General features: G+C 35.2%; 10 protein-coding genes. 1 reads left to right on the forward strand and 9 read right to left on the reverse strand.

The window, feature by feature from the left end:
• Positions 1-610: 610 nt before the first annotated feature.
• From MKY34_RS20650 to MKY34_RS20690, 9 genes are all read right to left on the reverse strand, one after another.
• Entirely contained in the window at positions 611-1,996 is a 1,386-nt protein-coding gene (locus tag MKY34_RS20650) for a flagellin (protein ID WP_342512982.1), read from the reverse strand.
• 516 nt (positions 1,997-2,512) lie between these two features.
• Positions 2,513-3,595, reverse strand: a complete 1,083-nt coding sequence (locus MKY34_RS20655; RefSeq protein ID WP_342512983.1) for a DUF2920 family protein — start codon at positions 3,593-3,595, stop codon at positions 2,513-2,515.
• 138 nt (positions 3,596-3,733) lie between these two features.
• A complete protein-coding gene (locus tag MKY34_RS20660; RefSeq protein ID WP_342512984.1) occupies positions 3,734-4,672 on the reverse strand; it encodes an NAD-dependent epimerase/dehydratase family protein in 939 nt (312 codons plus the stop codon).
• Between the two features lie 3 nt (positions 4,673-4,675).
• A complete protein-coding gene (locus MKY34_RS20665) occupies positions 4,676-5,419 on the reverse strand; it encodes a glycosyltransferase family protein (protein ID WP_342512985.1) in 744 nt (247 codons plus the stop codon).
• A gap of 9 nt (positions 5,420-5,428) precedes the next feature.
• The gene (locus MKY34_RS20670; protein ID WP_342512986.1) at positions 5,429-6,442 is read right to left on the reverse strand and encodes an N-acetylneuraminate synthase family protein; all 1,014 of its coding nucleotides are present in this window, start codon (positions 6,440-6,442) and stop codon (positions 5,429-5,431) included.
• 3 nt (positions 6,443-6,445) lie between these two features.
• Entirely contained in the window at positions 6,446-7,915 is a 1,470-nt protein-coding gene (locus tag MKY34_RS20675) for a hypothetical protein (RefSeq protein WP_342512987.1), read from the reverse strand.
• A 23-nt stretch (positions 7,916-7,938) separates the two neighbouring features.
• Positions 7,939-8,973 carry a polysaccharide pyruvyl transferase family protein gene (locus MKY34_RS20680; protein WP_342512988.1) on the reverse strand — a complete coding sequence of 345 codons (1,035 nt, stop codon included), beginning with the start codon at positions 8,971-8,973 and terminating at the stop codon, positions 7,939-7,941.
• A 120-nt stretch (positions 8,974-9,093) separates the two neighbouring features.
• A complete protein-coding gene (locus MKY34_RS20685; protein ID WP_342512989.1) occupies positions 9,094-10,950 on the reverse strand; it encodes a 6-hydroxymethylpterin diphosphokinase MptE-like protein in 1,857 nt (618 codons plus the stop codon).
• A complete protein-coding gene (locus tag MKY34_RS20690; protein ID WP_342512990.1) occupies positions 10,937-11,539 on the reverse strand; it encodes a hypothetical protein in 603 nt (200 codons plus the stop codon). Before MKY34_RS20690 ends, MKY34_RS20685 begins: the two co-directional genes overlap by 14 nt.
• Positions 11,540-11,753: 214 nt before the next feature.
• On the opposite strand from MKY34_RS20690, the gene MKY34_RS20695 reads away from it, so the two are divergent.
• Entirely contained in the window at positions 11,754-13,016 is a 1,263-nt protein-coding gene (locus tag MKY34_RS20695; RefSeq protein ID WP_342512991.1) for a 6-hydroxymethylpterin diphosphokinase MptE-like protein, read from the forward strand.
• The last annotated feature ends 75 nt before the right edge of the window (positions 13,017-13,091 follow it).

Below are 13,091 nucleotides of genomic sequence, written 5' to 3' on the forward strand. Positions count from 1 at the left end.
TACTGTTCAATGACATCCTCACTTACCCGCTCTGCCCTAAACACTTGTCGTATTGCCTTCTCAACCAACACATCCAATTGTTTGAAATCCTTCGCTTTCATGCCATGCATTAGGATAACTGTTTTCCGACGATTTATCATTAGCATATTTGCGTGCCATGAAAAAAGTAGATTTGCTTCTTAAGTTGCATCGGTTATAGGTGTAAAGAGGATTTGCTCTAGTAGTTTTTTTGTTGAGTGAATTTGGACGATATGGCTCATTTCTTTGCATTGCTGATAGCTGTTTTACAGTACTCGTTCTAACTTGAGTACTTAAAGACGCATCATAAGGCCAAAATCTGGAAATTAACTTCAACGATTCTGATCTTGACGAGACAAGAGCCAGAAGAAGATAAAAAGTGGCTGGTAGATCTGCACTAGGCGCGGAACGCGGGATATAAACTTATGAGGACTAAGGTCAATGGCTTTTGCCGCATTAAAAAAGCACCTCCTTCAAGTTGATATAAATATCAATCATAGATAAGAGATGCTTTTCAAATATATACGTTGTTTGATTGGGGCTTACGTTTTGGAATGAAATAGGGCGTTCACCAAAAGACACCTTCACTACACTACCTCAACAAATTCAAAACAGCACCCATTCGTTGGTTTGTTTGAGTCAAGGCTGTGTATGCCGTCTGATTTAACAATTGAAACTTGGCCAGACGAATGGATTCCTTTGCCATATCCGCATCTCGATTACGTGATTCGGAAGCCGTTGTATTTTCATGTACATTTGAAACATTGTTATACGTATGTTCTAGTCGATTTTGATAAGCACCTACAATCGCTCTTGCATTTGATACTCTATCAACAGCCTTATCTAGTTGAGTGATGGCATTGCTTGAGTTATTTTGAGTATTCACCAACACATTTACGATATCTAACTGGTCAATCGTCACATTCGGAAGCCAAATTGTAAGATTTTCGTTTGCATTACTTCCTGTCTGAAGCACCAACGCCAAAAATAAATCTTCAACCGGACCCGATCCGCCGTAAACGATAGGCTCAAAAACCCCTCTTCCATCTGAAGTCGGCCAATTTTGCCCATTATTCTCAGGGCGATCATCATAGATATACAATTTATCACCATCCGCAGCCAATTTAGAAAAGTGCTTCACAAACTCCGTTGCAGTACTTGGCAAATTCGGTGTAATTGGATTAAAATCAACATTTGCTTGTCCATATGCCGCATCGATAATGGCATTTACAATGCCTTCACCATCCGTCAAATTAGAAATGTCTACTTCCATAACAGGGTGATATGCATTTATATTAGAATTGTCTGGATTACCGTTGACAAATTTAATGCTAAATGCACGATCACAAGTTGCACACGTATAATGAACACCTTTTCCATCAAGTTTTTGGACATCATCGACCGTTTGAATATTACTAAAATCGATTACCGCACTCGCATAATCTTTTGTTTGAGCTCCATCCGTATAACTATACGTTTCAGTAATTCCACCCGTACTCGTAATATATTGAACATAATCGCTTATCCCCCCTACAGCGACGTAATCTCCATCCTTGTTATATCTTCCATTCAATAAATTCAACGTGTTAAATTGCGTTCGTTTAGAAATTCCGTCTATTTCTTTTATGATTTGGTTAACCTCTGCTTGAATATGTTGCCGATCCTGATCTGTATTTGTATCGTTCGTGGATTGAACAGTTAATTCCCGAGCCCTTTGCAATAACTCTTGAATTTCCCCCATTGCTCCATCCGCTACTTGAACAAGCGATATACCATCCTGGATATTCTGTTGAGCCTGCAACAATCCCCGAATTTGTGTACGCATTTTTTCAGATATCGCTAAACCAGCGGCATCATCAGCAGCTTTGTTAATGCGCGTACCTGATGATAATTTCGCCATTCCCTGATTGGCCTGTTTCATATTTTTAGTCATTTTATTGTATGTATTTAAACCACTAGCATTGTGAGCAATTCTCATGTGTAAACCCCCGTTTCCTTTTAAGCACAAGCTAGGCGAGAATTACCTCACTTATTATCTTAAAAAAACACAAGCAAATAGTTCCACTAAATCACTTACCGTTAGTTATATTATACTAAAAATAATGATTTATAGCGATATCTTGAGATGATTATAAAAGTTAGTAGTGAAAGTCGGACTAAGTAAAAAAACACAACAAATCCGCTTTGTACTCTATATCCAAAGCGGGTTTGTGGGTTGTAAGTATATTGATAACTATTCTTGACATCATAATCAAATCCCTAATAAGCCGCCTAATTCCAGAGCATCCGTTAAATTGAGATTTAGTTTACATTGATCTAACTCATTTAAAAACAAGGAATAATATCACTGTTGAGAGTAGTAGTATTTTCGAAATTAAGGTTTTCCACTTTTCTTTCCGCCGATAATAAAGCGGTTCTCGTTTAAGTCATATCGCCCCTAGCAAACAAATGACTATCGTGAAAAGGAAATCCAAAGACCTACCCAACTTTTTATTCATTTCAATGTAAATACAGGTAATCCATTCGTATAATCCACAGCGATTCTTGTATTCGAAAGCTGAATTTCATCAGCAGGCTTCAGTGGTTGTATATTTGTATACTCACCCATTTTTTCATAAGCCAACTCAAACAAATTCAGGAAATCAGCATTCAGGCCATGTGTATTAGATTTGAATGTATGATTATCTACATCCTTCTTATCAATCAATACAAAGGCTACATTTCTAATTTTTGAAACGACCTTCTCTTTCAATCGATGGTCTATTAAGTTGTCGTCTGTCCCTTGAAAAACAATCATCTTCGCATGATTCTCAAAGTTTTCGTAAAGCGTATTGAGATTTAGCGCTTTTTTATCTAAGACAACTTCTTTTGCAAGATAATCGAATTCAATTTGAAAAGTCATAGAGCCATATTGCTGAAATAAACAGCGATTAGCTGATAAATATACCGGCTCTATCCAAGCCGAGTTGTCGACAATATATGAAAACAAATGCGGAGCCAAACGATTGCTTAAATGCAAAAGATGAGCCCCATGGGAATGACCATAACCAATGATTTTCCGTTCATTAAAAGGCAAATCATTTTCTCTTAATATGATTTTAATCGTTTCTAAAGCTGTCACGATATCAATTGCTTGCATAAAACCCATATCATTAAAGTTGTCTCTCGTTTCACTAAGTTTTGCTATCACGGGAAGCCTTATCGATTTGACAGAGAGCAAATTTAACAAATTGGATGGATTTCTTCGAAATGCTTCTAACTCCTCAACATTGAGATGTTTCTCTACTTCGCTCACACCATTTTTCAAATTAAAATTTTCTGCCCCCTGCATAAATTCATCCCCGAAAAATGAGCATTGTAGTGTCACTAGGTTATATTTATCTGCAAATACGCTACGCATTTTTTTATAGACCTTAGATTCAATATTGGCGCCAAAGCCTGGTACAAAAATTAACAAACCTGTTTCAGCCGTTACTCCTGAATCGGGGATCGAAAAATCAATCCGTAGATTACGACCAGTTGAACCATTATAAATATTATGATGCGCGGGTATTGTAATACTTTGATTTTCCGCCATTTTAAGCTCCTTTAAATACAAATTATTTATTCGACAAAATGCTCCAACCAAATTAGCTTGTAGTAGTGATCATATATCTAAAAAGCGTAAAATAGTCAGGCACTATTTTACGCTTACTCAATTTTAATTAATATATAATTAAAAAGTTTCAATACCTTTATTTTTTTCATAATCAATTACTTCTTTTAACCCATTTTTGATATCAATTTTGGGATACCAATCTAATGCATCCATAGCATCGCTATTATCCAATAAGCTATCACTAATATCCCCAACTCTACTATCTTCATATCTTATCGGCCCATTATAGTCCGAAAGCTGAGCAATTAATTCCACAATTTCATTAATCGTCACAGCTTTATTTGTTGAAATGTTAAAAACACTCCTATTGCCATGAAAAATCGATTGAATTATTGCCTCGCTAACATCTCTAACGCTGATAAAATCCCTTGTCTGATTTCCATTCCCATAAATAGTAGGTGACGAACCTTTTAAGATATTATCAATAAAAATAGAAATAACTCCACCTTCGTTATCTGTTCGTTGATTAATTCCATACACATTACTAAACCTTAAAACAGAGAAATTTACTCCGAAATTCTTTAAGATTAAATTCAAGTATTTTTCGACTGTGAGTTTGGATAAACCATATGGGGATAATGGATTTAATTCGTGCCCTTCACCTATAGGAAGTTGCTTAGGCTCACCATAAACTGCTGCGCTTGATGCAAATATAATTTTTTTCACATTAAATGTTTTTGCCATTTCAATTATTTTCAATGATCCTTTGATATTAATCTCTGCATCAAAAACAAAGTTTGTCAAAGAAGCTGATACACTTCCTTGGGCAGCTAAATGAACAACATAATCTGGTTTAAACTCAGTAAATACCTTTATAAGAGAACTATCTAATATATCAAGTTGGTAAAAATCAACTTGGGAATTTTCGATGTTATCAAGTTTCCCTGAAGACAAATTATCAACTACAGCAACCCTAAACCCCTTATTCAATAAATCACTAACTAGATGAGAGCCAATAAATCCACATCCACCTGTTACTAATACTTTATTCAACATTATTTAAAGCCCCTTCTTAACAAGAAAACTATTTTGCTTTACAGAGTTATTAATTGCAACAATTTGCGGTTCTTCATCTAAATAACTCAAAATATCTTCAGTTGGTAACAATATTTCATCACCTAATTCTTTCACTACAGTTTCAAAAAACAAATAATCTGCATTAGTATCACAAGTAAGTCTAAAGTTCTTATGTTTCATATATTCAAAAGGCTCGAGTAATGTTGTTTTGAATTTTCTTAGATGCTCATCAATATAAAGCGTAATATGCTCCCTATAAGTCGGGTGAATAAGCATTTCATTTAACATAAATAAAACTTCACTTTTAATAATAGAGACTTTTAGTCCTATGGGAATCATACCTGAGTTAACATAACCATAATCACTTTGTTGCTGTATAGTCTTAGCTATTAGTTCATTCGCCATTTCATAAGAAATGAATGGACAATCTCCTGTAATCCTTACAATATAATCTGCATTATACTTCTTTGCACAATCTGCAAAACGAAGTAACAAATCGTTTTCACTACCCCTAAATACAATACCATTATTTTCAACAGCCCATTGTTCAATAGCATCATCCCTAGAATTAGTCGAGGTAGCTACAATTACTTCATCTATTAATGAAACATTCTTTGCTCTTTGATATGCATAATCCAACAGTGCGTTACTGCCTAAAGGTAACAAAACCTTATTCGGCAATCTGGATGATCCCATTCTCGCTTGAATAATACCTACCACTTTCACACAATCACCTCATATAAGATCCCAAGTCAGGGTTGTATCTTCTTGGGTATCTTCTTTGACCTTTCTCCCAATCACTTCTTCTACGAATGTTGGTGGGATTCCCGTTCCAGGCCGTTTAAAGGTAATATCACTTTCAGATATAGTTGTCCCTTTCGCAAGAAACTTATTAAGCACTATACTTCTACGTGCATATTTCCTTGCATCCTTCTCACAATCTAGCGGTCTTATAAAACTTTGGCCTTGAATTTCATGTAACATTTTAATATTTTCTTTAAACTTCAAAATGTCATCTGCATTCATTGCATGATAATGATCGTTTCCTGGTAACGATTTATCTAATGTAAAATGCTTTTCAATTACTTCTGCACCTAATTGATAGGCTGTAGTTAAAATTAACATTCTCTCATCAGGTAATGTGTGATCAGAATAACCTATACCGCACTGTGGAAACATCTCTTTCAACCTTGGTATAAATTGCAAGTTAGCATCTTCATTTTTTGTGGGATATGAAAGAACGCAATGTAATAATGTGATTTTATTGCATCCTGCTACTTCTAATATTTCTACAGCTGCTGCAATCTCACTATACGTCGATGCACCTACAGATAATATGATTGGCTTATTAAATGAAGCGATATATTGTAAAAATGGCTTATTTGTTATATCTGAAGAAGAAACTTTAAATACTTTCATATAAGGGGCTAAATATTTTGCGGCTTCAAAATCAAACGGTGTAGACAGAAAGTCGATGTTGTATTTTTGACATTCCTCATATAGTAGTTTATATTCCTCCTCCCCAAAATTATCGTATCTAGTAAACAATTCATACTGTGAAGTTGCTGGTTCCTTTGATTGGTCCCAATATGCTGGTGAATTTTTAGACGCTATTTTTGATGCCTTATAGGTTTGAAATTTAATAGCATCTACTCCTGATTCAGCGGCTATTTTCACCATTTCCAATGCTGTTTCAATACTGCCTTCATGATTAACACCGGCTTCTGCAATTAAATAGGGATTATTCATTTTTTATTCGTCCTCCTCGTTTAATATAATCCTTAATACACGATTAATCCCTTGGGAAAAATCACTTTTCGACATTCTATCATGCATTAATTTTCTTAAATCATAATTAATAATAAGCTTTTTAGTTACTTCATAATAACTGTTTTCACTTGCATCTGCCCAATAGCCTAAATTATAAAAACCATTGTATGGATGACCAAAAGTGTGGGTTAGCTCCCTATAATTCTGAGCCGTGACCACTGCCGGTGTTCCTATTGTTGCTACTTCATACATTGTTCTACCTGCCGAAGTAAAAATAATATCTGCTTCTCTCATAAAACGAGACATATCCTTAACACTATCGTATATAGTTACTTTTTCATTAAGCCCTAACTCTTCGATTGTATTATGAAGTTCATCGTGTTTATTAAAAGCAGGACCTAAAATTATTTTAACATGAAAATGAAATTCTACTTGTAGCTTTAAAATACCTTTTAATGTGGTTAACGTTAAAAATTGAGGATCTTCCCCGCCGTAGGTTATCAGTATTTCTTTGACGTCCTTTGTTATAACTTTTTTGGAGACACCAATAAAGTCCTCTCTGATGCAATAATAATCTTCTCCCGTATAAAAATTATCTTGAGGAACCTCTCCTGGATATAAAGCATTAATGACAGCGTCAGCATAGGCTGCACCTTCACCCATATCTTCAAAATTGATAACCCTAATACCACATTGTTTCAACTTTATAATATAGTCTTTTGAAGTATCTAATAAATCATTTATGACAATATCAGGTTTATTTTTGATAATTTCTTCTTCCGGATTTTTATTTTCACTATATGTTAATACTTCAAAACCTTCGTTAGATACCATATTTATCCCTAATTGTTGGTCACTTCTAAATAAGAAAATAACATCATGATCTACAAATAATCTTGTCGCCAATGTTAATCCCCTATAAATATGACCTGTGCCTAGCTTTTTCGCTGAAAGAGGATGTACTATTATTTTCTTTTTTTTCAATTCCTTTTCAGCTATCCACCAACCATACCTTGTTCCAAGATTAATTTGTTCTTTAGAACTCAGGTGAATCATTTGATTACTTTGATCAATAAAAGTTGGTGTTTTACCAATTTGCGATAACTTGTCAACAAGCACAAAACTATCTCCGCTCACTAGGCTATTCTCAGGATATTTAATACACTCACTAATAGTAAACTCTGATATGAAGGCAAAGTTAGGGTTAATAAATATTAAGTTTTTATTGTTTAAACTTTTAGCTTGATCATATGTTTGAAATTCTATTTTTAAATCATTATATTTATCTCGAATCTCTTCAATATTTGTCCATATTTCAAACTTAAAATGTCCTATATTTGAAGAATTTAATGTATTTATTAAGTACTCAATGGCTGGCTTACCATATAGTAATTTCGTAAATTGCTTTGGTAATTTTTGATTTTCTTTAAAAAGAGGAATTATTATCTTCATCTCTGCTACATCCTTTTGAAAAGTTATGGCAATGTTTTTATGAAACTTTCCATATTTTTATAATACGTTTGAAAAACTTTTTCTAAACCAATAAAGCTACTAAAGTTGTTCTCTAAATCAGCTGAAACCCTATCCATAAAGTCGTCTAATATATTACTCTTATATGCAGGCAAATCACAAGTGAGGTTCATAGCTTCGGAGAATCCCCTTCCCCTTCCATCCTCATGTAATAAAAAGCTTGGCTTACGAATACTTAAAAAGTAAATATGAGCATGCACTCGATATCCAAAATGGATATCACATTGTTTATAAAAATCGATTTTTTTCACATCGTAAGAAGCATCAACAACCTGATAATTTAGTGCATCTGCAGCGGATTTAATTTTTAACAAGTTATTTTCTTCTGAAATAGATGTTTCAGGATCGTTTAAAATACCTCTATGGAAAACACAATATTTTTCGGCATCCGGAAACATCTCGCTAACTCGATGCAATAAATCTATGTTTTGTTCATGGAATTGAACATCTTGTGCTGTAGTAACAACCACTTTCTTAATTTCATTTGCAGGTTTAAATTGATCCTGAATGTGATCTAACTCATACCATGCTGGACAACCAGTCATTATCGTATTATTAAAACCATGATTTTTTAAAATCGATTCCGTATAATAATCTCTTGTACTTGATAATGGAATAGTACGATGTATACGATCTATCATCAGATATGAACTATTCGAAAAGTTGAAATCCGTCCAGTCTTGATCCGCATATTCGCTAAACCATCCTAGACCAAAAGGTATGATAGGTACCTTGATATCAGCTAACTCTTTTGTAAGTGGGTAAATCCCTGGATAGAATTCTTTCTGATAAGCTGGCCCTCCACACAAAATAACAGCCTTCGATTTATTGATTTGTTCTAGATGTTCATCTATTGGCAACCATCTTTTTACAAGGTTTAGTTTTCTATCAGGTCGATGCTTTTCTAAAAGTTTCACTGCCCGATCAAGTATTAAATAATCCCCTACATTTTTCTTTGCTCCGTATAATAAAGTATACATTTTTATCACCTTTCTCTTGTTGCCTATAAATACTAGACTTTTGAATTGGCTTACGCATGAAAATCAACAATTCCAGGTATCTGGTATTGTAATAATGTCTCCCGCTGTAATTCCCCATACTTATTGTGCTATTTTTGATTTCATTTCTTCATATAGCTCTGAGGCAAAAGTATAATGCGAAGTACATCCGTGTAAAAACAGTTGAAACTCTTGATTGATAGTTTCTCCCTTTTTCAACTGATTTTTTTCATAACGGGCTGATTGAATTTTTTTTGCCAGTTGCTCATTTTGGACGCGCATCATTGGTTCTATACAACATTTATAAAATGAATTATCTTTTATAAGATTAAATTCTTTATCGAGATTACTATAGTCAATTTCGATAGTTGAAAAGGTTCTTCGAGTCACTTTTTGTTGAATTTTCTCCAAACCACTCATTGCACTATGCAATAATTTCCCGAGTTTTTTTTGCTGTTCATCTATATAAACTAATCTAGAATCTAAATAATCATCATTGTAATCATTATTCCCATCTGCCCATCCATTGTGTACTACTTTAGCATGCAATTGCTGCTCGATTAGATCGGTTAACGGCTTGTATACTGCGCCTTCGATAGCCGCTCCATTCTTTGTTGTATTAATAATATCAAGATGCTTATTCTGAGAAATGTACATTTCAAGTTGGCTTCTCATCTGGTTAAAACCTTCGGTCGTCTTGACGTCATTCCCATAAACGTCTTTCACAATAAGGGCCTTGGCCAAAGAATCCGCTTTTACTTCTTGAGAACCAGTCCCGTAGTCAATTCCTTTTGCATAGTGTTTATTATCGATATAAGCAAGGTTTTGTCCAACAAGGATAATTTTATTGAAACCAAGTTTAGTCAATAGTTGAAATGTAACAACTGCGATTGAAGGGGCATCGTTCACATAGTCAAGATATTTGGAGTGATTATGTTTCAAAAGAGTTGGTGAAACCGTATCTTGACTGACAATCATGTGAAGCATTTTCCCAGGATAATCCTTAAGGGTTTCAAAGCCGACACTACTTCCGAACACTAATGGAATGTCATTAATTTTTTTATCTTTAATAATTTGAATAACTCTAGCATTGTTGAGTTGTGGATCATATGTACAAGCTGCATCCGGATAAATCCCATGCTCAATCAACGCATTAATAGCCGATCCAACAGAGAAAATATAAGCTAGTCCATGCTCTTTTATACAGCGTAAATTCTCAAATTCCTCATTTAATGAAGGGCCAGCTGCCACAATAATCGCTGGTTTACCTTCGAATACACTTTTATCAATGTCATGTAAGATATTCGGTGTTTTCAGGATCGTCGGGAAGTTTTTGATAGAATTGACTGTCCAACGTTTTTGAAAAGAACTACTTACCGCGAGGGCGTTTCGTTTTTCTTTCAGTGTCACCAATGCTTTCTGCATAAGCACCTGAATTTGGTCACCATAAAGCGATTCGTAAACAGGTAGTGTATAAATATAAAGCTGGCTGTTTGCTGATTGCAACAATGCACTGATTCGCTGTTGTAGCTGAGATTCATCGTTACCGGTGAAAATAGTATCCAGATTTTTTAATGGTAAATCGTCTAACTTGCGATTCGATAAATAACTGACAAGTACTTCCTCGTTCGGCTCATAGATAGAAAACCTCATGGCTGGGTATTGTTCAGTAAACTGCTGAATATGGTACCCTAACCCACAACCGACAAAGAGGATATGTTTCGAATTCTCCACATTCTCCAGCTGACTCATTAGCCGTTCTGCTTCTTTTTCAGGGTCATATTTACTATGTAGATACTGTATCTTCCCGTCAACATCCAATTTCAGTGTAGGAATTCCTGCTTTTGATGGTTCAACGGTAGTCTTGAAATCTTTATAATTTTCTTCGAAAGCCACAAGATGAGTCAATAATTCTCGATTTCGAAGTCTTAATACATTTCGATTGTCAACTAAGATCATGACGAGTACCTACAGTATCGATTGTTTTTCCAATTTCAGTTTCCAGAGACTCAAATAGCGGAATAAACTCGTATTGAATAATGTCAGCAATCAGGATATTATCGCTGTTTTCCACAGCCTCAGAGAGATTCGCAATTTCTGCATTCATGGACGCTGATAGTTCCATACATATGTCCCAATCCGCCGGGCGCTCGTTGCTGTTATCTATCGCTGCTAACATCTCATCCAGCCACTGAAGTCCTTCCATCAGCTGACTGAAGCTAGAACGGACTTCTGGGGATGGATTCGAATAGAAGCCATCTGAAAGTGAAGCAAGTTCTGGTTTAGCACGCTTCAAATAATCCTCCGTTGAAAGAAGAAGTTCATTTAAAAATTCCTTCTCCGTCTTCGCGATTACCTCAAGTTTTTCAATTCGATCAATATTCACTATTAAATAGTCTTCATGGTCGTCATAAATTTCAAAGCCATCTGCAATAAAGTGACTAAAATAATAATTCTCTTTCAATAATTCATTGATTTTCGCAACGATTTCGTCCGGGGACGGTTTCGTGTTAAATTCAAATTTTTGCTCTTGAAAAGTTAACTCCACAGCTACATTCCTCCAATAATCTACTTGACTATAGTGTATCATGCTCATACTCTTTATATCGGCTTAAAAGTCTAAAGTTCCAATGGTAGTTTGTGAGAAGTTTGAACAAAATCGAAATAAACGTTCTTAATTAAATGAAGGTACTGACCCGTTCTCATACGAGAACAGTTATACTAGTAGTACAGCCATTACTTAACATTGGAGCGTGTGGAATTTGAACATCACAATTATTGAAACCAAAACAGTTCCTACTGTTCAACTGCAATATAAGGGCAAACAAATAACGTTTCATAGCAAGTATGATCCTTTAAACGAAGCAAAGCGTTGGGCGCAGGTCGAACTAGAACTTGTTGAACTGGATTACGGCATTACCATACTCGGATTAGGTGCAGGGCACCACATGTTGGAAGTTGCTCAATTACACCCTAATCTAGACATCCACGTTATTGAATTTAACGAGCAGTATTACAACTGGTTCATGAACAGCCCATTTGCACATAAATTGAAGATATTTGACAACATATCGATTTCCGTAATTGATTCGTTGTCAAAAGAGCAACAACAGAAACTATTTTCACAAGAATACACCAATAATGTGCTCATACATAAAAGTGTTTTTGATATTTTACCCCCTAGATTCATGCCAATTGAAACAACTTTAAAAGATATACAAATGAAACAAAAATCCATACGTAGACAAATTGATAATATGCATGCCAACTTTGATAAAAACCGTCTTTTGAACGATAAAGGAATTGCCGATTTGCATTATCAATGGCATGAGCAACCTGCAATTCTTGTCTCGGCTGGTCCTTCGCTGCATAAACAGCTTCCCCTCTTAAAGAAAATTCAAGAGGAAAGTACCGTTCCAATTTGCGCTGTTGGGACCGCAGTAAAGCCTTTACTTCAAGCAGGAATTATGCCTGATATCATTGTCATCATTGATCCGAATATCGGCACATTTAATCAGTTAACTACTTTAGATTTGCCCAAGACACCTCTTTTTTACTTAAGCACAGCTTATCATGACACTATCCAACTCCATACAGGTCCGCGACGAATATTATTTCAAAAGGGATTCGATAAAGCGATAAGTTTGGCCGAGCAGCAAAAAGAACCACTTACTAATTCTGGTGGCTCTGTCGCAACTGCATTATTAGATTTACTTGTCCACTTCGGAGCAAATCCCATTGCACTCGTCGGTCAAGATCTTGCGTATACCAATAATCTAAGTCATACCGATGGCGCGCATGCACAAAAGGATATCAGTGGTTCTCTAACTGTGTTGGATTATTATCAAAAAGAACAAGTAACAACCGAAAGAAATCTAAACAGTTATCGACGATGGTTTGAAAATTATGCGAAGCAACACACACATGTACAATTTTTCAATTGTACAGAAGGCGGTGCCTATATTGCTAATTTGAAGCATATTTCTTTAGCAGATTTTTATGAGATGTATCCAGCCAAAAGATAAATAACAACACGGCCGATCGCTAAGGCCGTGTTTTGTTCGTATCTATATAATGATGAAGTTGTAGAACCTTCGCGA

This window comes from Sporosarcina sp. FSL K6-1522, assembly GCF_038622445.1.
In the GTDB taxonomy this organism is placed as follows: domain Bacteria; phylum Bacillota; class Bacilli; order Bacillales_A; family Planococcaceae; genus Sporosarcina.

Bases quoted from the DNA above. Each gene is read 5' to 3' on its own strand.
- MKY34_RS20680 (WP_342512988.1), bottom strand. From the start codon at position 8,973: ATGTATACTTTATTATACGGAGCAAAGAAAAATGTAGGGGATTATTTA.
- MKY34_RS20660 (WP_342512984.1), bottom strand. From the start codon at position 4,672: ATGTTGAATAAAGTATTAGTAACAGGTGGATGTGGATTTATTGGCTCT.
- MKY34_RS20685 (WP_342512989.1), bottom strand. From the start codon at position 10,950: ATGATCTTAGTTGACAATCGAAATGTATTAAGACTTCGAAATCGAGAA.
- MKY34_RS20675 (WP_342512987.1), bottom strand. From the start codon at position 7,915: ATGAAGATAATAATTCCTCTTTTTAAAGAAAATCAAAAATTACCAAAG.
- MKY34_RS20650 (WP_342512982.1), bottom strand. From the start codon at position 1,996: ATGAGAATTGCTCACAATGCTAGTGGTTTAAATACATACAATAAAATG.
- MKY34_RS20655 (WP_342512983.1), bottom strand. From the start codon at position 3,595: ATGGCGGAAAATCAAAGTATTACAATACCCGCGCATCATAATATTTAT.
- MKY34_RS20670 (WP_342512986.1), bottom strand. From the start codon at position 6,442: ATGAATAATCCCTATTTAATTGCAGAAGCCGGTGTTAATCATGAAGGC.